We start from the raw sequence: 19,472 nt of genomic DNA, 5'->3' as shown, positions 1-19,472 counted from the left end.
GATGCAAAGCCCGCCCCGCGTTTCAGTCTTTGCTGCCATGCTTCAAGCGATTTCACCCCCAGGTCGGCTGTTGGTGAATGCTCAAATGGATTCCTGTTCACCTCTGCGATACTAACTAGTTCCGCGGCGTTAGATAGTGCTGCTCTGGCGATCTCTGGCAGCGGTCCTATTACCAGCAATCTATGCTTCCTCATCATCGTCTCCAGCCATATATCCGTTAGGGTCTCTGAATATCGTGTAGAAAGCACAGCAGTCAGAGCAGACAAAGGTCTCGTCTGGTGACAGCGGGATTCCACAGTCAGCGCAGATTTGTTCTGTTGGTTCGCTCATCGTGCCGTCCTCATCCGGTCCCATTTAGCGCGCAACAGGCCGCCTACGTAATCAAACGTGGCTATCTGGCTGGCGGTTGGGATTGATTTCTTGCGGGGCTTACGGTGGGTGACGCGGAACTTGAGGTTATCTATCGCTTTCTGTGTGATGCTCACTCTTTGTCGCATTTCCCTTCCCTCTTATGGGCGCCCAACTGTCCGCGAAAAGTCATCAAAACGCCGTTCACAATGGCATGATGAGTTGCGTTGAAGTCGCGAGCGTATTTGCGGATGGTTGCTCGGTTAGATTTAAGTTGCTGCGCCAGCCCGGTCATATTTCCGCGCGTCTTCACCAGTAATTCAGGGATGGTCTCGATTGTTGCGTTCATGCTGTCCTCACTGATTTCAGAAGGCTGTCAAACAGTGAGATGCTGGCGCTGATACCGAATGCGAACTTCTCTTTCCCGATGCGAAAGCGACAGTGGCGATGGCCTGTCTCTTCCCGCTCTTTGATGATTTCACCGCTGCCGGACATGGTATGAAGGGCTGAGTTAACCTGGACGCGAGTGGCACCGGTCTTGTGGCAAACAGTGTCGAGAATCTCTTTCGATGAATACCAATAGCCGTCTGCCAGTACGTTGTGGATTTCTTCTCTGATATTGCTCATGCTGCACTCCCAGATCTGTTCGCCCACTCCCGAGCGCGTGCTGATTCATCACTGAATCTGACGTTATGCTCGATGCCGAAGGCGTGGATTAATTCGATAAGGTCACGCATCTCACTGACGCGCATTTTGCTTGTTGACTGGCCCAGCACCACGAAGCCGCCATTGATGCCCGGCACCGTCTCCTGCCCCTTCAGGCTGGCGCTGAATATGTTCTTCCAGCTGTCGGAGTCGAGTTTCTTCCCGTACCACACCACCTGCTGCGATACGTCACGCAGGCAGGCCCAAAGCATGCGATTTTGCGCAAGGCTGCGGGTGTCTTCCTGGATGATTATCTGTAGGGGGCGATCGGTATTGGTGGGGAGGTTCTGGATGGCTTCTATGCAGCTCTGGCGTATTCGGTTATCTCTGATGAGATATGTCTGTTTCTCCATCGCTCTGCTCCTGTTTGCTGCTGGTCGCCGCCTGCCAAATCTTCCATCCCCACCCTTGAGCGCATGAATATCTCAGCTCCTGCTGCTCAGGGGCGCACCACCAAGATAGAAATGCTCTCCAGTTGCGGCGCTGCTCCAGCTCATCGCCGTTGGTTTGGGTTGTCATGAGGCCTCCTGTTTAGCTCGGGACAGCCACTCAGCGTGACGACGCTTGAGGGCCTCCCAGTGATATCGCATCACGTGTTCATTGAAGAAATCACTCATCCTTCCCTCCCATCATTCTCAATCACCCGATAGGCGATGATGTCGGAAAACCTTCCATCATGAGCCCAAGATCTGCCGCCTGCTTCAACCGTCATCTTTCCTCCGGCGCGCCACCTAACATCTACGACACTTTCAGGAGAGACTGGCATTTCCCCACCTCCCCACTCAATCCAGCCATCACTCTCTTGCTGCTCAAGCTGGCAGTGTAGTGGTCAACTAAAACTGGCCACCGATTTAGAGTTTTTCCAGTATCGCTTTTCCGATTCGTTTGGGGGCAACCCACCGTTATAATCATGCGGCCTTAGCGAGCTGTAATACCCGACGATATAGTCTGTGATCGCATGAGCAGCTTCGCTAAAGTTTATATAACCTGTCACTGGCACCCACTCGTTTTTCAGACTCCGGAAGAAGCGTTCCATCGGGCTGTTGTCCCAACAGTTTCCACGTCGGCTCATACTTTGCCTGATCCGGCAACGCCACAGTAGTTGCCGGAACTGCCTGCTTGTATAGTGGCTACCCTGGTCACTGTGGAACATCACTCCGGCTGGTTTACCGCGAGCTTCCCACGCCATTTCCAGCGCTTTGATGGTCAGCTTGCTGTCCGGTGAGAATGACATTGCCCAACCTACCGGTTTCCTTGCGAACAGATCGAGAACAACAGCAAGGTAAGCCCAACGCTTGCCTGTCCAGATATACGTCACATCGCCGCACCACACCTGATTCGGTTCTGTCACTGCGAACTGTCGCTCAAGGCGATTCGGGATAACGATGTGTTCAGGACCACCACGTTTATATCGGTGGGTAGGCTGCTGACAACTCACCAGACCCAGTTCTTTCATGAGCCTTCCGGCAAGCCAGCGTCCCATTTTGAAGCCTCTCAGGGTTGCCATAATCGCGATACTTCTTGCGCCAGCAGAACCATGGCTGATGTTATGCAGCTCCAGAACCTGACTGCGTAACACAGCTCGCCTGCCGTCTGGCTTTTCGGGGCTTTTTTCCCAGTATTTGTAGCTGCTGCGATGAACCCCGAACACGTGGCAAAGTGTGACCACAGGATACTGCGCTCTGAGTTTCCCGATTAACGAGAACTGTTCAGGGAGTCTGACATCAAGAGCGCGGTAGCCTTTTTTAATATGTCGTTTTCCATTTCAATGCGTTGTAGCTTTTTCTTCAGCTCACGTATTTCAATCTGTTCCGGGGTTACAGGGGAAGCTTTAGGTATTTTGCCCTGTCGTTCATCCCGCAACTGCTTTACCCATCGCGTCATGGTAGAAAGACCCACATCCATAGCACTGGCCGCAGCTGCAACGGTGTAGTTCTGATCAAGGACCAGTTGAGCGGATTCGCGTTTAAACTCTGCGCTGAAATTTCTTTTTTTCATTGAGGCACCTGTAATGTTCTGAGGTGAGCATATCACCTCTGTTCGGGTGGCCAAATTCAGTAAACCACTACACTATGACTTTTCTACTGAGCCTACTTTGGGTGGGGAGATGTTTTTGGTAGAAGATGGCGTGGCAACCAAATATATGGTAACGCAGCGTAGCGGGATTCAGGTAGGGAATACCCCATCAAAGCCTTTAAGTATCCGGGTAAAACTAGCTGAATAAGCAATAAGCCCGAACCCATCAAACCGCCCACCGAGGCGGTTTTTTATTGCCTGGAGGAAAGCATGACGACACACGAACTGAAAATCTGGCCTGAGCATTACGAGCCAGTTAAGCGGAATCTGAAGAAGGCCGAGCTACGAAAAAACGATCGCAATTATCAGCCTGGCGACACGCTGGTTTTACGTTGCTGGGACAGAGTTAAAGAAGAGTACACCGGGAAAAGTGTTGTAAGGAAGGTTACGCACGTTGCTGATGTTGGCGACTGGTTGCCTGATTTCGTTTTACTAAGCATGGAGTAACGATTATGCATGCTGATTTTTTAGACGAGGCCGCAGAACGCGAGCAGCAGCTGATAGCAGTAGCCCTGGCTAACCGGCCGGCGCCCAGCATGGTCTACACCGGCGAATGCCACTGGTGCAATGAGCCGATAGCCAAGGGGCATTTCTGTAGCGATGAGTGTAGAACCGACCATGAGCGCATGGTGTGGGCTGAGAAGCAGCGGAGGTTGATGTGAGCGAGTGGATTAAATGCAGCGAGCAGATGCCGGAAGACTTTGAGGATGTTCTGGCTACAGACGGCAACGAGGTCTGCTTAGGTTTCTACTTTGAAGATGATAACGAGCGGCCAGTATGGGGAACATACCCGACCTGCCCTTTCTGCGATGGCGAGATCACCCACTGGATGCCGCTCCCTGAACCACCGCACCAATAACTAATCCCCCTACCCCTATTCACTATCGCGCTATGCGTGAGGAGTTGTTATGTCTGAAGTAAGCATATTGGATATGTGCTGTGGTTCGCGCATGTTCTGGATGGATAAGCAGGACAGCCGCGCTGTATTTACGGATAAGCGAGCGGAGCAGCATGTGTTATGTGATGGACGCACACTGCAAATCAGACCGGACGTTATCGCCGATTTTCGCGCTTTACCGTTCGCTGATAACACATTTGCTCAGGTCGTATTCGATCCGCCCCATCTTGAACGCGCCGGCGAGAACAGTTGGATGCGTAAGAAATATGGCGCCTTGGATAAATCGACGTGGCCACAAGATATCCGGGCAGGATTTGCAGAAGCATTCCGGGTGCTGCGCCCTAATGGCACGCTGATTTTTAAGTGGAACGAAACGCAGATACCAGTCAGCAAGGTAATCGCCCTCACCGACCAAAAGCCAACCATCTGGCAACGTACCGGTAAAGGCGACAAGACACACTGGATAATCTTCCTGAAATCATGATCACCCCACTCCACCTCATCATCACCATCATTGCGATCATCATCGCCAGAGCAATATTCAACTACCTGTAGAGGTCATCTATGGAAGCTTACGCGCTTACCCTGGATGAGGCCTGCGCGTTTCTCGGCATCTCCCGACCCACGGCCAGCAACTGGATACGGTCGGGACGCCTGACAGCAACACGCAAAGACCCGTCCAAACCGAAGTCACCCTATCTCGTCACCCGCCAGGCATGTATTGCCGCTCTCAATAATCCAATGCACACTGTCGCAGTGAGCGCGGCAGGTGCATATGAGGAGAAATTATCATGTCCATCTTCCGCAGGGGCTCCGTCTGGTACGGGAGTTACACGACGCCGGGCGGCAAGCGAATTAAGGAATCTCTTGGCACAGAGGACCGAAAGCAAGCACAGGAGCTGCACGACCGCAGGAAGGCTGAACTGTGGCGAATAGAGCGCCTCGGTGACTTTCCTGATGTGACGTTTGAAGAAGCCTGCATGCGCTGGCTTGAAGAGAAGGCACATAAAAAGTCACTGGATGCAGATAAGGGCCGGATTGGATTCTGGCTCATACATTTTGAAGGAGTTTTGCTGAAGGATATCAGCGAGGCGAAAATTTACGCTGCGGTCAGCAGGATGACCAACCGAAAAGCAGCGGAAAGATGGAAGCAGCGTGCTGCATCGATGCAGAAGAAAGGAATCGATATTGGGGTATATAAGCCGGAGCCGGTATCCACATCGACGAAGGCCAAGCATCTGGCTCTAATGAAGGCGCTGATGCGTGCAGCTGAAAGGGAATGGAAGTGGATCGAGAAGTCACCTGTTATCAAGGTGCCGCAGGAAAGAAATAAGCGGGTACGGTGGCTCGAACCCGCTGAAGCTAAGCGGCTGATTGATGAATGCCCTGAGCCGCTCAAGTCTACCGTAGAGTTTGCACTGGCGACAGGGTTGCGCCGGTCGAACATTGTCGATCTGAAATGGCAGCAGATTGACATGCAGCGCAAGGTGGCATGGATATACCCGGAGGAAAGCAAGTCAGGCAGAGCAATTGGCGTTGCACTGAATGACACAGCCTGCGCCGTTCTGAAGCGGCAGCTTGGCAAGCATCACAACTGGGTGTTTGTACACACCGAGGCTGCGAAGCGAAATGACGGAACGACAACGGCCGGAGTCAGAAAGATGCGCGTCGATTCAAACACTGCGTGGCGGGCAGCGTTAAAAAGAGCCGGTATTGAGGACTTTCGATTTCATGACCTTCGACACACCTGGGCGAGTTGGTTAATTCAGGCTGGCGTCCCGTTATCGGCATTACAGGAAATGGGTGGCTGGGAAAGCATCGAGATGGTGCAGCGTTATGCACATCTGGCACCTAACCATTTAACGGAGCATGCGAGGCAAATAGACGCGATTTTTGGAAGTCGTGTCCCAAATCTGTCCCACGTTGAAAATCTGAAGGCTGGAGGCGGGTGATAAGTGGTTGATATTTAATGGCACGCCCTACAGGATTCGAACCTGTGACCTACGGCTTAGAAGGCCGGTGCTCTATCCAGCTGAGCTAAGGGCGCATTGGTGAGTTGCGTCGAATTATACGGTGCGCAGACAGCGAGTCAACGTTTTTGCACCCGTCCCGCTCCCATCGCCGAAGATGTAACCAGCCAGCGTGATTCAGGGACTGACAGCAGCCTGTGCTTCTGACAAAATATGCCCCATTCCCCGATTCACTCAAACAGATGGATTTCTTCACTGATGGCAGCAAAAATTATTGACGGTAAAACGATTGCGCAGCAGGTGCGCCTTGAGGTTGCCGAAAAAGTGAAACAGCGTCTGGCGGACGGAAAACGCGCGCCAGGTCTGGCAGTGGTATTGGTGGGTGAAGACCCCGCTTCCCAGATCTATGTCGGCAGCAAGCGCCGCGCCTGCGAAGAAGTTGGATTTATCTCGCGCTCTTACGATCTGCCCGTCACCACCAGCGAAACCGAGCTGCTTGAGCTGATTGACGCCCTGAATAATGACGGCGAGATCGACGGTATCCTGGTGCAGCTGCCGCTGCCTGCGGGTATTGATAACGTTAAGGTGCTGGAGCGCATCGCGCCCGATAAAGATGTGGATGGCTTCCATCCTTACAACGTAGGCCGCCTGTGCCAGCGCGCCCCGCTGCTGCGCCCCTGTACGCCGCGCGGCATTATCACGCTGCTGGAGCGTTATAACATCGAAACCTACGGCCTGAACGCGGTAGTGGTTGGCGCGTCGAATATCGTTGGGCGTCCGATGAGCCTTGAGCTGCTGCTGGCAGGCTGCACCACCACCGTAACGCATCGCTTTACCAAAGATCTGCGTCATCATATTGAACATGCCGATCTACTGGTCGTGGCCGTCGGCAAACCGGGCTTTATTCCAGGCGAATGGATTAAGCCTGGCGCGATTGTTATTGATGTCGGGATTAACCGTTTAGAAAGCGGCAAAGTGGTGGGTGACGTCGATTTCGATAGCGCCGCCGAACGCGCCGCATGGATTACGCCAGTACCGGGCGGCGTTGGGCCGATGACGGTCGCCACGCTGATCCAAAACACGCTGCAGGCATGTGAAGAATATCACGACAAAGGAGCCGTATAATGGCCACATTCTCTCTGGGTAAACATGCGCACGTTGATTTATGCGATCTGCTGAAGCTTGAGGGTTGGGTAGAGAGCGGCGCAGTTGCCAAAAACCTGATTGCCGACGGGCTGGTTACCGTAGATGGCCAGGTTGAAACCCGTAAGCGCTGCAAGATTGTCGCCGGGCAAACCGTCGAGTTCAGTGGTCAACGCGTGACGGTAACGGCCTGAGGCCTCAGCCGCAATGGTCCGCACTACGTAACGTTAAACAGCCGGCTTAGCCGGCTGTTTTCCTGTATTTACTGAAGCTGCGGAAAACGCAACGCGCTTCTCTCTTCGGCGCTGAGCGCAGGCTGCTGCGCCTGACCGCTTTCCGATGATTTTACCGCCGCCTCTAATACCGCCATTACCGCCAGCGCCTGCTCAGGCGGCACCGGGTTCTCCTGTGCGCCGTTCAACGCGTTAGCGATCTGGATATAATACTGCCGCTGATCGCCCGCCGGCGTCGGCAGCTGGGTTTGCGCTTCGCCGCTGTAGAGCACCATCGCCTCATCATCCTCGCCCCACCCTGCGCTGCCGGGCGTTACGCCAGCCAGCAGCTGGCTCTCCTGGCGATCGGCCCGTGCTTTGATCAGGCTGCCCTGGGTCCCGTGTACGCTAAAGCGCGATACGCCGCCGGCCACCAGCATGCTGCAGTGCAGGATCACCCGGTGCGACGGATAATTTAATACCGCATGCGCCCAGTCATTCACTTCCGCATTGTCACGCAGCGTGGCGATATTGCCCTGTACGCTCTCCGGCAGGCCAAACAGCTGAAGCACCTGATCGATCAGGTGAGGGCCGATATCGAACCACAGGCCGCTGCCCGGCACATTCTGCTCGCGCCAGCGCACGCGAACCTGCGGGCGGAAACGATCGATATGTGATTCAAACTGCACCACCTTCCCTACTTTCCCCTGCTCTATCGCCTGGCGTACGCCGAGATAGTCGCTGTCCCAGCGGCGGTTGTGGAAAACTGACAGCAGCACGCCTTTCTCCTGCGCCAGCGCGATCAGTTCGCGCGCTTCCTGCATATCCAGCGTAAACGGCTTATCAACCACCACGTGCTTGCCCGCTTCCAGCGCCTGGCGCGCCAGCGGCGCATGGGTGGTATTCGGCGAGGCGATCACCACCAGATCGATATCGGGATGAGCGATCGCCTGCTGCGGATCGGCGATCACCTGCATGCCGGGAAGATCGGCATGCACTTTCGCAGCGTCGCTGGAGACGATCGCATAAAGGTTCAGGCCCGCCGTGGCAGAGATCAGCGGAGCGTGGAAAGTTTTACCGGCAAAACCATAGCCAATCAGTGCGGTGTTAAGCATCTTTGTGGGCGTAGCGGTGTGACTCATGTTGTTCTCCTTCAGCGATAACAGAGACGTCAGTGGAGGTTAAAGCGGGCAGCTCATCCCAGCGACGATCGATAAACAGGCGTTGTATCTCGGTTAAATCCGCGACCCGATGAGGCTGGCAGCGGTTCAGCTTTAAATGATCGGCCACCAGCCAGCGCTGGGCGCTGAATGACAGCATGGCGCGTTTGATTTCCGCGTCCGCCTCATGGCTGGCGCTAAGCCCCAGCGTGGCATGCACCGCGCAGGCGCCCAGCACGGCGATATCGGCGCGATAGCGCTGTAGCATGGCCAGCGTGGCGGCGCCGGCAAACAGGCGTTGGTCGTTATCCCACTGCCCGCCCAGCAAAATGAGTTCAATATCCGGACGATCGCTGAGCGCGCAGGCAATATCCAGCGAAGCGGTAATGACCCGCGCCGGCACGTTCAACGCGGCGGCCACCGCCAGCACCGTACTGCCGGCATCCAGCATCAGGGTGCTGCCCGGTGGGATCTGCGCGGCGACAGCCTTGCCCAGCCGCTGTTTGGCGGCGTTAAGCACCCCGCTGCGCGCGCGACGCGTCATCACCGGCACGTCCAGCGCGATCGCCCCGCCATGACTTTTCTGCGCCAGCCCCTGCTGTTGCAGATCGTTAAGATCGCGACGCACGGTATCTACTGATACCTGCAACGCCTGGGCAAGCTGCGTCACGCTGGACTCTCCCTGTTCGCTGAGCAGCGTTAATAAGGTTTTCTGGCGTGCGGCTTTATGCATAAGGATCCTCCCGGGAAGCAATATACGGCAAGAAACAGCAAAAAACTGCAAAATTAATCTGAATGCGTATGGATCTGAGACTAATCGCTAAAAATAGCGTTACCGGGAAAGAAAAATGAGGCAAAAAAAAGGCCGGTAGAGACCGGCCTTGCAGAAATTTATTTACGTCGCCAGGTGGTGCCCTGCGGCCCATCTTCCAGCACTATGCCCAGCGCATTAAGTTTATCGCGCGCGATATCCGCCTGCGCCCACTCTTTGGCCTGACGCGCATCGTTACGCATTTTAATCAACGCTTCGATCTCCGCGACGTCATCATCCTGCGCTCCGCCCTGCAGGAACAGCTCAGGATCTTGCTCTAACAGACCCAGCACGCCAGCCAGTTCACGCAGGCGCGCCGCCAGCCCATTCGCCGCGGTCATATCTTCCGCTTTCAAACGGTTCACCTCCCGCGCCAGATCAAACAGCACCGAATAGGCTTCCGGCGTGTTGAAGTCATCATCCATCGCCTCGCGGAAACGGGTGACAAACGCTTCGCCGCCTGCCGCTTCGGCATTGGCATCGGTATGACGCAGCGCGGTATAGAGACGCTCCAGCGCCGCACGCGCCTGCTTCAGGTTCTCTTCGCCATAGTTAAGCTGGCTACGGTAGTGACCGGACATCAGGAAGTAGCGCACCGTTTCCGCATCAAAATGCTGCAACACATCGCGAATGGTAAAGAAGTTGCCGAGTGATTTAGACATCTTCTCGCGATCGACCATCACCATCCCGGAGTGCATCCAGTAATTTACGTACGGGCCATCGTGCGCGCAGGTGGATTGCGCAATTTCGTTTTCATGGTGCGGGAACATCAGATCCGAACCGCCGCCGTGAATATCAAAGTGTTCGCCCAGCTGTTTACAGTTCATCGCCGAGCATTCAATATGCCAGCCCGGGCGTCCGGCGCCCCACGGCGACGGCCAGCTTGGCTCGTCCGCTTTCGACATCTTCCATAATACGAAATCCATCGGATTGCGCTTCACGTCCGCCACTTCTACGCGTGCCCCCGCCTGCAGCTGTTCCAGATCCTGACGGGAAAGGCAGCCATATTCCGGATCGCTGTCGACGGCAAACATTACGTCGCCGTTGCTGGCGACATAAGCGTGACCGCGGGCGATCAGCTTTTCCACCAGCTCGATAATTTCGCTGATATGGCGCGTGGCGCGCGGCTCCAGATCCGGCGGCAGAATGTTCAACGCCTGAAAATCCGCATGCATTTCGCCAATCATGCGGTTGGTGAGATCTTCTACCGTTTCCTGGTTTTCATTGGCGCGTTTGATAATTTTGTCATCAATATCGGTGATATTGCGCACATATTTCAGCTGATAGCCGCAGTAGCGTAGGTAACGCGCCACAATATCGAAGGCCACAAAGGTACGGCCATGGCCGATATGGCTGAGGTCATAAACGGTAATGCCGCACACGTACATGCCCACTTCTCCGGCATGGATCGGTTTAAATTCCTCTTTTTGTCGCGTCAGGGTATTAAAAATTTTAAGCATTGAACTTTCCGTATAAGCGTGTGCGGATAAACAGAATCAGAAGGTCTATTTTTCACGTAAGCGCGGCGCAATGCAAGAAAGTACATAGCGCAGCGCACCCGCAGCGGGCAGAAAGCCCTTCTGCGCTTACTGACGTCAGCGCGCGAATTATGTTATAAGAGGCGTCTGTTAAAACTGGCCCGCTACTCTGCTTCAGCGTGCGGGCGCAGTATCTTGAAAACTCCAACCTTTACAGGATGAGATTATGGTTACTTTCCAGACTAATCATGGCGATATCGTGATCAAAACTTTTGATGACAAAGCGCCTGCAACCGTGCAGAACTTCCTGGACTACTGTCGTGAAGGTTTCTACGACAACACCATTTTCCACCGTGTGATCAACGGCTTTATGATCCAGGGCGGCGGCTTTGAGCCGGGCATGCAGCAGAAAGCAACCAAAGCGGAAATCCGCAACGAAGCCAACAACGGCCTGAAAAACACCCGCGGCACGCTGGCAATGGCGCGTACTTCCGCTCCGCACTCTGCTACCGCACAGTTCTTTATCAACGTCGCAGACAATGACTTCCTGAACTTCCGTGACGAAAGTCTGCAGGGCTGGGGTTACTGCGTGTTTGCCGAAGTAGTGGAAGGGATGGACGTGGTTGATAAAATCAAAGGCGTCGCGACCGGCCGCAGCGGCATGCATCAGGACGTGCCGAAAGAAGACGTGATCATTCAGAAAGTCACCGTTAGCGAGTAATGTCACGCACGCTATTTATCGCAGATTTGCATCTGTGTGAGCAAGAACCGGCAATTACTGCCGGTTTTCTGCGTTTTTTACAGCGTGAAACGCAAAATGCCGATGCGTTATATATCCTGGGCGATCTGTTTGAGGCCTGGATCGGCGATGACGATCCCAATCCGCTGCATCAGCAGATTGCTGCGGCGCTACAGGCGCTGCCGCTACCGGTTTATTTCATTCATGGCAATCGCGATTTCCTGCTGGGCAAGCGCTATGCCCGCGCCTGCGGGATGCAGCTGCTGCCAGAAGAACGGGTGTTGAACCTGTATGGCCGCCCGCTACTGATTATGCATGGCGATACGCTCTGTACCGATGACGAAGGCTATCAGCGCTTTCGCCGTAAGGTGCATCAGCGCTGGCTACAAACGCTGTTTCTCGCCCTGCCGCTGCGGCTGCGTCAGCGCATTGCGCTGCGTATGCGCGACAGCAGTAAAGAAGCCAATCAGCATAAGTCGGTTGAGATTATGGATGTCAACCCGCAGGCGGTGATCGCTGCAATGGAGCGTCATCAGGTACAGTGGCTAATTCACGGCCATACCCATCGGCCTGAGGTGCATACGCTGACGGCCAACGGCCAGCCAGCGGAACGCCTGGTGCTGGGCGCCTGGCATAGCGCCGGCTCGATGATTGAAGTGACGCCGCGTGGCCTTTCCCTGATCCATTTCCCTTTTTAAAAGCGGCGGGCAAGCCGCTTTTCGCGCGTTAAACCCGCTACGCAACCGTTTTCCTTGCCCCTGAGTCATGGTATTCTCTGTGCCCTTCCCGACCGCGTGAAAACCACGCCGGTGACTTTTGGATAATCACAGGAGCCACATCCGCATGTCTCTTAACGCCGCCCCGACCCGCATCGCCATCGTCATGGGTTCTAAGAGTGACTGGGCCACTATGCAGTTCGCTGCGGAAATCCTTACCGTTCTGGACGTTCCTTTTCATATTGAAATCGTTTCTGCGCACCGCACGCCGGATAAGCTGTTTAGCTTTGCCGAAGGCGCGGCGGATAACGGCTTTCAGGTGATTATCGCCGGCGCCGGCGGCGCGGCGCATCTACCGGGCATGCTGGCGGCGAAAACGCTGGTGCCGGTGCTGGGCGTACCGGTACAGAGCGCAGCGCTGAGCGGCGTCGATAGCCTCTATTCCATTGTACAGATGCCGCGCGGTATTCCGGTCGGCACGCTGGCGATCGGTAAAGCGGGCGCCGCCAACGCCGCCCTGCTGGCGGCGCAAATTCTGGCGACGCATGACCGCGAACTGGCCACGCGCCTCAGCGCATGGCGCCAGGCGCAAACCGATGAAGTGTTAAATAATCCCGATCCGCGGGAGGAAGCATGAAGCCGGTTTGCGTTCTGGGAAATGGGCAGCTGGGAAGAATGCTGCGTCAGGCAGGCGAACCGCTGGGCATCGCGGTCTATCCGGTCGGTCTGGATGCTGAGCCGGAAGCGTTGCCGATTCAGCAAAGCGTGATTACCGCTGAGATCGAGCGCTGGCCGGAAACGGCCCTGACGCGTGAGCTGGCGCGTCATGCCGCCTTTGTGAACCGCGATATTTTTCCGCAGCTTGCCGATCGGTTTACGCAAAAGCAGCTGCTTGATCGGCTGGGGTTGGCCACCGCGCCCTGGCAACTGCTCTCTTCCGTTGAACAGTGGCCGCAGGTTTTTGCGCAGCTGGGTGAACTGGCGATCGTTAAGCGTCGTACCGGCGGCTATGACGGTCGCGGTCAGTGGCGTTTACGCGCCGGAGAAACCGACGCGCTGCCGGCGGACTGCTACGGCGAATGTATTGTTGAGCAGGGCATCAACTTTTCCGGCGAGGTTTCGCTGGTTGGCGCGCGCGGACACAACGGCAAAACGGTATTTTACCCGCTGACGCATAACCTGCATCAGGAAGGGATCCTACGGACCAGCGTCGCCTTGCCGCAGCCTGATTCGGCGCTGCAGCAGCAGGCGGAGCAGATGCTGAGCGCGATCATGCATGAGCTGGACTATGTTGGCGTGATGGCAATGGAGTGCTTCGTGGTGCCGCAAGGGCTACTGATCAACGAATTGGCGCCGCGCGTGCATAACAGCGGCCACTGGACGCAAAACGGCGCGTCCATCAGCCAGTTTGAGCTGCATCTGCGCGCGATCCTCGATCTGCCGCTGCCGCCGCCGGTAGTCAGTATGCCGTCGGTGATGGTCAACCTGATTGGCACTGCGTTAAATCAGCAGTGGCTTAGCGAACCGCTGGTGCATCTGCACTGGTATGAAAAAGAGGTGCGGCCCGGTCGTAAAGTCGGCCATCTCAACCTGAGCGATCCTGACGCGCAGCGTCTTGCCGCCGCGCTACAGGCGCTGACGCCGATGCTGCCGCCGGAGTATGCCAGCGGCATTGCGTGGGCGCAGACAACGCTACGCTAAGCACGATGGCGGTCCGTTACTGGCGGACCGCCTCTGATCAGAAACTGCGGAACAGCGCCTTACCGCGCAGTAACCGAATCCCCAACCAGCCGCCGCACAGCGAAAGCAGTAGCGCCCCGCTTAGCGGCAGCGCAATCCACAGTCGGTAATCCGGTTCCCATGGGAAATCGAACACCTTACGCTGTAAACCCCATAATGCCGCCTCGGCGCCCAAGGCCGCCGCCACGCCCGCGACAATGCCCAACAGCGCGAACTCAAACCATAGGGTGGCGCGCAGCAGTTTTTTCCCGGCGCCCAGCGTGCGGTAAACCACCAGTTCCTGTCGCCGCTGTCGCATGCCTACCTGTACCTGCGCCAGCAAGAGCAGCAACCCGCAGGCGGTAACCAGAATCACCATAATTTCCAGCGCCTGGCTGACCTGGGTCAACACCTGACCGATCTGGCGCATCATTGCCCCAATGTCCAACAGGCTGAGCGTGGGAAAGGCACGGTTCAGCTGCGCCAGCGTCTCGGTGTTGCCGTCCAGGCGGAAACTGGTCAGCCAGGTTTGCGGCTGTTCATCGAGCGCGCCCGGCGGGAAGATAAAGAAGAAATTAGGCCGCAGGCTTTCCCAGTCCACTTTGCGCAGACTGCTGATTCTGGCGCTAAACTGTTGCGTATCGCCGGTAAAAGTCAGGCTATCCCCCAGCTTCACCCCTAACCGATCCGCCAATTCCACTTCCATCGAAACCTCGCCAGCGCGCGGCGGCCACTGCCCGGCCACAATCGGGTTATGTTCCGGACGTCGTGATAAAGAGGTCAGGTTAAGCTCGCGGTTGAGGGCGTTATCACGACGCGGGTCAGCAGGCTGCTGGTTGATTTCCGTCAGTCGCACGCGCGCAACGGGATAAAAGGTGCCGGGCGCAATCTGATGCTGCGTCAGAAAATGCTGTACCTCCGCTACCTGTTCGCGGCTGATATTCAGCAAAAAATAGTTCGGGCTGTCGGCAGGCAGCTGTTGCTGCCAACGATCGAGCAGATCGCCGCGCAACACCAGCAACAAGGCCAGCAGCATAAAAGAGAGCGAAAAGGCGGCCAGCTGGCTTAAGGTTACCCAAGGCTGGCGCAGCAGACGGTTTACCGCCAGCCGCAGCGCCAGACGACGCACGGTCAGCCGGCTCAGCAACCAGAGCGCCCCCCACCCCAGCGCCGCCAACAGCGCCGCCAGCAAGAAAATACCCGCCAGCAATGCCCAAAGCAGCTTGCTGCTGCCGACCAACAGCACCAGCAGCAGCACCACCACCAGCGCCATCGCGGGCAGGTAATAGCGTAGCGGCCAGACGTGAGCGATAGCGTCCTGTCGCAGCACGCGCAGCGGCTGAGTGGCTAACAGCAGCCGATAAGGACGCAGCCCCACCAGCAGCGAAATGGTAAACAGCGCGCCCAGCGCCCAGATCCACGGCCAGACGCCGGCGGCAGGCAGCTCGCCGGGCAGCACCGGCCGCAGCAGGGTTAACAGCAACCGCTCAAAGCCCATGCCAAGCGCACTCCCCGCCGCCGCCGCCAGCAGCAGCACCGCCAGCCACTGTCCGACAATCAGTTTGCGTAAGGCCTGGCGCCCGGCGCCAAGCGTTTTCAATACTGCGACCAGATCGTAGCGGCTGCGACAGTAATGGCTCATCGCCACCGCCACCGCCGCGACCGCCAGCAGCAGCGTTAACAGCGCCGACAACAGTAAAAACTGCTGGGCGCGTTGCATCGAACGCCCCAGCGCATCCTCTGAGTTTTCCACGCTCAGCCAGCGCTGATCGCTTTTGAGCTGCGGCGTAATCCAGCTATCGTAGCGGCTTAGCGCCCCGGCATCACCCGCCACTTTATAGCGCCAGGTCAAACGGCTTCCCGGCTGCACCGCGCCAGTTTTCGCCACGTCGGCCAGATTCATCAGCAGACGCGGCGCGGTCTGAAAGGGATTAAAACCGGCATCCGGCTCCTGCAGCACCGCGCCGGCGATACGCAAACGGGTATCGCCGACATCCAGCTCATCGCCCGCCTTCACGCCCAGTAGCGCCATCAGCCGCGGCGCCAGCAGCACGCTGCCGGGCTGTGGTTTCAGTCCCGGCGGCTCGGTGCGCAATTCGCCGAACATCGGATAAGCCTGATCGACCGCTTTAACCGCGGCCAACTGCGGCGCCTCGCCCGCAAACGTCATGGTCATAAAGGTCAGCTGGGCGGAGACCCTTAACCCCTGCTGCTGCGCCCGATCCAGCCACGGCTGCGGCGCCGGATGCGCGCTGCTTAAGGTACGGTCGCCGGCCATAAATTCACGACTTTGCTGCGTCAGCCCTTTTTCCATCCGATCGCCCAGCGTTCCCAGCGCCAGCACGCAGGCGACCGCCAGCGTCAGCGCCAGCCAGACGATCAGCAACGAGGGCGAACGCCACTCGCGCCAGAACCAGCGCCAAATCATGCTTCCTCCCACAGCTTACCGTCACGTACGCGCAGGCGACGATCGCAACGCGCCGCCAGCTGCGCATCGTGAGTCACCAGGATCAGCGTGGTGGCACTGTCGCGGTTCATGGAGAACAGCAGATCGGCAATACGATCGCCGGTCTGCCGATCGAGGTTGCCGGTCGGCTCATCGGCAAACAGCACGTCAGGGCGGCCATTAAAGGCGCGCGCCAGCGCCACGCGCTGCTGTTCGCCACCGGAAAGCTGCGACGGCAAATGGTGCAGGCGTTTGCCGAGGCCCAGTTGTTCCAGCAGCGCCTGCGCCTGATCGCGGCTTTGACGCTCAGGTTCGCCGCGCAGCAGCGCTGGCAGCTGTACGTTTTCCAGCGCGTTCAGCGTGGGCACCAGCATAAAAGATTGAAAGACGAAACCGACGTGACGCGCCCGTAACGCCGCGCGCTGCTCTTCATTCATTTTTTGCAGCGGTTCGCCGCACAGCCAGACTTCTCCGCTGCTACCATCATCCAGCCCGGCGAGAATGCCCAGCAGCGTAGACTTGCCCGATCCCGACTCGCCAATCAGGGCGATGCTCTGCCCCGGTTTGACAACCAGGTCAACTCCGGTAAGGATGAACAACTGATGCTCCCCTTCACCGACGGATTTAGTAAGATGATGAACTTCAACAATGTTTTCCGCTGGCATTATCCCTTCCTGTTGTTGTTACTGTTACTGACGCGCGTGGCGTCCGCAGAGACATTATTGGTTCTCGGCGATAGCCTGAGCGCCGGTTATCGCATGTCCGCCAGCCAGGCCTGGCCCGCCCTGCTGGATAAAAAATGGCAGCAGCAGCCAAAGGTGGTCAACGGCAGCATCAGCGGCGATACCGCCGCGCAGGGGCTGGCGCGTTTGCCCGCGCTGCTGCAGCAGCATCATCCCCGCTGGGTATTGATCGAGCTGGGCGGTAACGATGGTTTGCGCGGTTTCCCGCCGCAAAACATTGAGCAGGACTTAAGTAAAATCATTACCAGCGTTCAGGCGGCCAACGCCCAACCGCTGCTGATGCAGATCCGTCTGCCGGCGAACTACGGCCGCCGCTATAACGAGGCTTTCAATACCATCTATAGCAAACTGGCCCGGCAGTACAATATCCCGCTGGTGCCCTTCTTTATGGAGCAGGTTTACCTTAAACCGCAGTGGATGCAGCAGGACGGTATTCATCCGGCGCCGGATGCGCAGGCTTTTATTACCGATCTGATGGACAAAGAACTGGCTCCCCTAGTTAAGCATGAGTAATAAACGGCACAGAAGCCACGGACGTAAAGTTATGCAAAAAAACGTATTAATTACCGGCTGTTCCAGCGGTATCGGGTTGGTCGCCGCCAACGATCTGTTAATGCGCGGCTATCGCGTGCTGGCCGCCTGCCGCAAACTGGACGATGTGGCGAAAATGAATGCGTTGGGATTTACCGGGATTCAGCTCGATCTCGACGATGCGCAGAGCGTGGCGCAGGCGGCGGAGCAGGTTATCGCGCTGACCGGGGGTCAACTGTACGGCCTGTTTAATAATGCTGGCTATGGCGTTTACGGCCTGCTGGAAACCCTGTCGCGTCAGCAGCTGGAGCAACAGTTCGCCAGTAACCTGTTCGGCACCCATCAGCTGACGATGCTGCTGTTGCCCGCCCTGCGCGCCAGCGGCGACGCGCGTATTATTAATACCAGCTCGGTGATGGGCCTGATCGCTACGCCGGGACGCGGCGCCTACGCCGCCAGTAAATATGCGCTAGAGGCCTGGGCCGACGCCCTGCGTATGGAGCTGCACGGCAGCGGCGTGCGCGTCAGCCTGATAGAACCCGGCCCTATCCATACCCGCTTTACCGACAATGTGAATCAGACGCAGCAAGAGAAGCCGGTTAAAAATCCGGGTATTGCGGCACGTTTTACGCTGCCGCCGGAAGCGATACTCCCCAAACTGCGCCACGCGCTGGAGAGCCGTCATCCGCGGCTGCGCTACCCTGTGACGCTGGTCGCGCATGCAATGAGCTGGCTGCGACGCTTGCTGCCGGGCTGGATACTGGATCGCATTTTACGCGGCAACTAACGCGGCAGCGCAAATTTGGCTTGAAGCCGAAGGCAACGCCCCAATATCGTAACAAAGTCATCAGACAAAGAGACGCAGACATGTCATTACACGCTTCGATTATCGATATCAACGAATCAAACCTGCAGCAGACGCTGGAACAGTCTATGACGGTGCCGGTGCTGTTCTATTTCTGGTCCGAACGCAGCCAGCACTGCCAGCAACTGACGCCGGTGCTGGAGCGGCTGGCGCAGGAGTACGCCGGGCAGTTCGTGCTGGCGAAGCTCGACTGTGACAATGAGCCGATGGTCGCTTCCCAGTTCGGCCTGCGCGCCATTCCTACGGTTTATCTGTTCCAGAATGGCCAACCGGTCGACGGCTTCCAGGGACCGCAGCCGGAAGAGGCGATCCGCGCCCTGCTGCAAAAAGTGCTGCCGCGTGAAGAGGAGCTGAAGGCGCAGCAGGCTATCGAGCTGGTGCAGCAGGGCAAAACGCTGGAGGCGCTGCCGCTGCTGAAAGAGGCATGGCAACTGAGCAATCAGTCCAGCGAAATCGGTTTTCTGCTGGCTGAAGTTCTGATCTCTCTTAACCGCAGCGATGAAGCGGAAGGCGTACTGAAAGTGGTGCCGCTGCAGGATCAGGATACGCGCTATCAGGGGCTGATGGCGCAGATCGATCTGCTGAAGCAGGCGGCGGATACCCCGGAAATTCAGCAGCTTCAACAGCAGCTGGAAAGCGATCCGCAGAATGCCGAACTGGCCAGCAAACTGGCGCTGCAGCTGCATCAGGTTGGCCGCAACGAAGAGGCGCTGGAACTGCTGTACAGCTTTTTGAAGCGCGATCTCAACGCCGCCGATGGCCAGGCGCGTAAGATGCTGCAGGAAATTCTGGCGGCGCTCGGCACCGGCGATGCGCTGGCGGCAAAATATCGTCGCCTGTTATACTCCCTGCTCTACTAATTTCTGCCGACAACGGGCCAGGGTTCGGCCCGTCATAAGACAGTCTGGAGGT

The 19,472-nt window shown here is 57.0% G+C and carries 24 protein-coding genes, 1 tRNA gene and 1 pseudogene; 14 read left to right on the top strand and 12 right to left on the bottom strand.

The window, feature by feature from the left end:
* Nucleotides 1-180: 180 nt before the first annotated feature.
* The 6 genes from K6958_RS06275 to K6958_RS06250 all read right to left on the bottom strand — a co-directional run bounded on the left by K6958_RS06275 (nucleotide 181) and on the right by K6958_RS06250 (nucleotide 3,051).
* Nucleotides 181-330: a protein NinF gene (locus K6958_RS06275; RefSeq protein WP_249893854.1), complete on the bottom strand. Its 150-nt coding sequence runs from the start codon at nucleotides 328-330 to the stop codon at nucleotides 181-183.
* Nucleotides 327-497 carry a NinE family protein gene (locus K6958_RS06270; protein ID WP_249893853.1) on the bottom strand — a complete coding sequence of 57 codons (171 nt, stop codon included), beginning with the start codon at nucleotides 495-497 and terminating at the stop codon, nucleotides 327-329. Before K6958_RS06270 ends, K6958_RS06275 begins: the two co-directional genes overlap by 4 nt.
* Nucleotides 482-697: a phage NinH family protein gene (locus K6958_RS06265; protein ID WP_249893852.1), complete on the bottom strand. Its 216-nt coding sequence runs from the start codon at nucleotides 695-697 to the stop codon at nucleotides 482-484. The genes K6958_RS06270 and K6958_RS06265 overlap by 16 nt, the downstream gene beginning before the upstream one ends.
* Nucleotides 694-975, bottom strand: coding sequence for a hypothetical protein (locus K6958_RS06260; protein WP_249893851.1), 282 nt, complete (start codon nucleotides 973-975; stop codon nucleotides 694-696). Before K6958_RS06260 ends, K6958_RS06265 begins: the two co-directional genes overlap by 4 nt.
* Nucleotides 972-1,406 (bottom strand): recombination protein NinB, encoded by a 435-nt coding sequence (locus K6958_RS06255; protein WP_249893850.1) that lies wholly within the window; start codon nucleotides 1,404-1,406, stop codon nucleotides 972-974. Before K6958_RS06255 ends, K6958_RS06260 begins: the two co-directional genes overlap by 4 nt.
* 476 nt (nucleotides 1,407-1,882) lie before the next feature.
* A protein-coding gene (locus K6958_RS06250; protein WP_249891801.1) for an IS3 family transposase occupies nucleotides 1,883-3,051 on the bottom strand; the annotation gives its coding sequence in 2 pieces (ribosomal slippage) (nucleotides 1,883-2,802 and nucleotides 2,802-3,051; 1,170 coding nt in all).
* Nucleotides 3,052-3,339: 288 nt separating this feature from the next.
* Here K6958_RS06250 and K6958_RS06245 point away from each other — a divergent pair.
* The 5 genes and pseudogenes from K6958_RS06245 (at nucleotide 3,340) to K6958_RS06225 (ending at nucleotide 5,979) form a co-directional block, all read left to right on the top strand.
* Entirely contained in the window at nucleotides 3,340-3,576 is a 237-nt protein-coding gene (locus tag K6958_RS06245) for a DUF3850 domain-containing protein (RefSeq protein WP_249893849.1), read from the top strand.
* A 211-nt stretch (nucleotides 3,577-3,787) separates the two neighbouring features.
* A complete protein-coding gene (locus tag K6958_RS06240; RefSeq protein ID WP_249893848.1) occupies nucleotides 3,788-3,988 on the top strand; it encodes a DUF551 domain-containing protein in 201 nt (66 codons plus the stop codon).
* Between the two features lie 49 nt (nucleotides 3,989-4,037).
* The gene (locus K6958_RS06235; RefSeq protein ID WP_249893847.1) at nucleotides 4,038-4,511 is read left to right on the top strand and encodes a class I SAM-dependent methyltransferase; all 474 of its coding nucleotides are present in this window, start codon (nucleotides 4,038-4,040) and stop codon (nucleotides 4,509-4,511) included.
* A gap of 80 nt (nucleotides 4,512-4,591) precedes the next feature.
* Nucleotides 4,592-4,654: pseudogene (locus K6958_RS06230) on the top strand (helix-turn-helix domain-containing protein); the annotation flags it as partial.
* A gap of 164 nt (nucleotides 4,655-4,818) precedes the next feature.
* Nucleotides 4,819-5,979 (top strand): integrase, encoded by a 1,161-nt coding sequence (locus tag K6958_RS06225; RefSeq protein ID WP_249893846.1) that lies wholly within the window; start codon nucleotides 4,819-4,821, stop codon nucleotides 5,977-5,979.
* Nucleotides 5,980-5,997: 18 nt separating this feature from the next.
* On the opposite strand, the gene K6958_RS06220 is transcribed toward K6958_RS06225, so the two are convergent.
* Nucleotides 5,998-6,074: transfer RNA gene (locus K6958_RS06220), tRNA-Arg, on the bottom strand.
* Nucleotides 6,075-6,255: 181 nt separating this feature from the next.
* On the opposite strand from K6958_RS06220, the gene folD reads away from it, so the two are divergent.
* Nucleotides 6,256-7,122 (top strand): bifunctional methylenetetrahydrofolate dehydrogenase/methenyltetrahydrofolate cyclohydrolase FolD, encoded by an 867-nt coding sequence (gene folD / locus K6958_RS06215; protein ID WP_249893845.1) that lies wholly within the window; start codon nucleotides 6,256-6,258, stop codon nucleotides 7,120-7,122.
* Entirely contained in the window at nucleotides 7,122-7,334 is a 213-nt protein-coding gene (gene ybcJ, locus K6958_RS06210) for a ribosome-associated protein YbcJ (protein ID WP_085067658.1), read from the top strand. The genes folD and ybcJ overlap by 1 nt, the downstream gene beginning before the upstream one ends.
* A 68-nt stretch (nucleotides 7,335-7,402) precedes the next feature.
* Here the strand turns inward: ybcJ and K6958_RS06205 are convergent, their stop codons facing one another.
* The 3 genes from K6958_RS06205 to cysS form a co-directional block, all read right to left on the bottom strand.
* A complete protein-coding gene (locus tag K6958_RS06205; protein ID WP_249893844.1) occupies nucleotides 7,403-8,494 on the bottom strand; it encodes an oxidoreductase in 1,092 nt (363 codons plus the stop codon).
* Complete coding sequence (locus K6958_RS06200; RefSeq protein WP_249893843.1) at nucleotides 8,460-9,245, bottom strand: DeoR/GlpR family DNA-binding transcription regulator; 786 nt, start codon at nucleotides 9,243-9,245, stop codon at nucleotides 8,460-8,462. Before K6958_RS06200 ends, K6958_RS06205 begins: the two co-directional genes overlap by 35 nt.
* A gap of 158 nt (nucleotides 9,246-9,403) precedes the next feature.
* Nucleotides 9,404-10,783 carry a cysteine--tRNA ligase gene (cysS, locus tag K6958_RS06195; protein ID WP_249893842.1) on the bottom strand — a complete coding sequence of 460 codons (1,380 nt, stop codon included), beginning with the start codon at nucleotides 10,781-10,783 and terminating at the stop codon, nucleotides 9,404-9,406.
* A gap of 244 nt (nucleotides 10,784-11,027) precedes the next feature.
* On the opposite strand from cysS, the gene ppiB reads away from it, so the two are divergent.
* The 4 genes from ppiB to purK all read left to right on the top strand — a co-directional run bounded on the left by ppiB (nucleotide 11,028) and on the right by purK (nucleotide 13,957).
* A complete protein-coding gene (gene ppiB, locus K6958_RS06190) occupies nucleotides 11,028-11,522 on the top strand; it encodes a peptidylprolyl isomerase B (protein ID WP_249893841.1) in 495 nt (164 codons plus the stop codon).
* Nucleotides 11,522-12,238 (top strand): UDP-2,3-diacylglucosamine diphosphatase, encoded by a 717-nt coding sequence (gene lpxH / locus K6958_RS06185; protein WP_249893840.1) that lies wholly within the window; start codon nucleotides 11,522-11,524, stop codon nucleotides 12,236-12,238. The genes ppiB and lpxH overlap by 1 nt, the downstream gene beginning before the upstream one ends.
* Before the next feature lie 145 nt (nucleotides 12,239-12,383).
* Entirely contained in the window at nucleotides 12,384-12,893 is a 510-nt protein-coding gene (gene purE, locus K6958_RS06180; protein WP_249893839.1) for a 5-(carboxyamino)imidazole ribonucleotide mutase, read from the top strand.
* The gene (gene purK, locus K6958_RS06175; RefSeq protein WP_249893838.1) at nucleotides 12,890-13,957 is read left to right on the top strand and encodes a 5-(carboxyamino)imidazole ribonucleotide synthase; all 1,068 of its coding nucleotides are present in this window, start codon (nucleotides 12,890-12,892) and stop codon (nucleotides 13,955-13,957) included. The genes purE and purK overlap by 4 nt, the downstream gene beginning before the upstream one ends.
* Nucleotides 13,958-13,994: 37 nt before the next feature.
* Here purK and ybbP read toward each other — a convergent pair whose 3' ends face one another.
* Entirely contained in the window at nucleotides 13,995-16,403 is a 2,409-nt protein-coding gene (gene ybbP, locus K6958_RS06170) for a putative ABC transporter permease subunit YbbP (protein WP_249893837.1), read from the bottom strand.
* Entirely contained in the window at nucleotides 16,400-17,086 is a 687-nt protein-coding gene (gene ybbA, locus K6958_RS06165) for a putative ABC transporter ATP-binding protein YbbA (RefSeq protein WP_249893836.1), read from the bottom strand. Before ybbA ends, ybbP begins: the two co-directional genes overlap by 4 nt.
* Here ybbA and tesA point away from each other — a divergent pair.
* From tesA to K6958_RS06150, 3 genes are all read left to right on the top strand, one after another.
* Entirely contained in the window at nucleotides 17,054-17,677 is a 624-nt protein-coding gene (gene tesA / locus K6958_RS06160; RefSeq protein ID WP_249893835.1) for a multifunctional acyl-CoA thioesterase I/protease I/lysophospholipase L1, read from the top strand. The genes ybbA and tesA overlap by 33 nt on opposite strands.
* Nucleotides 17,678-17,708: 31 nt before the next feature.
* On the top strand, nucleotides 17,709-18,482 hold the full coding sequence (locus tag K6958_RS06155; protein ID WP_249893834.1) for an SDR family oxidoreductase: 774 nt from the start codon (nucleotides 17,709-17,711) through the stop codon (nucleotides 18,480-18,482).
* A gap of 80 nt (nucleotides 18,483-18,562) precedes the next feature.
* Nucleotides 18,563-19,420 carry a co-chaperone YbbN gene (locus K6958_RS06150; RefSeq protein ID WP_249893833.1) on the top strand — a complete coding sequence of 286 codons (858 nt, stop codon included), beginning with the start codon at nucleotides 18,563-18,565 and terminating at the stop codon, nucleotides 19,418-19,420.
* Nucleotides 19,421-19,472 lie beyond the last annotated feature (52 nt).

The sequence above is a fragment of the Mixta hanseatica genome (assembly GCF_023517775.1).
In the GTDB taxonomy this organism is placed as follows: domain Bacteria; phylum Pseudomonadota; class Gammaproteobacteria; order Enterobacterales; family Enterobacteriaceae; genus Mixta; species Mixta hanseatica.
Note: the sequence above shows the minus strand (reverse complement) of the source record. Positions and strands in the feature narration are given on the sequence as shown.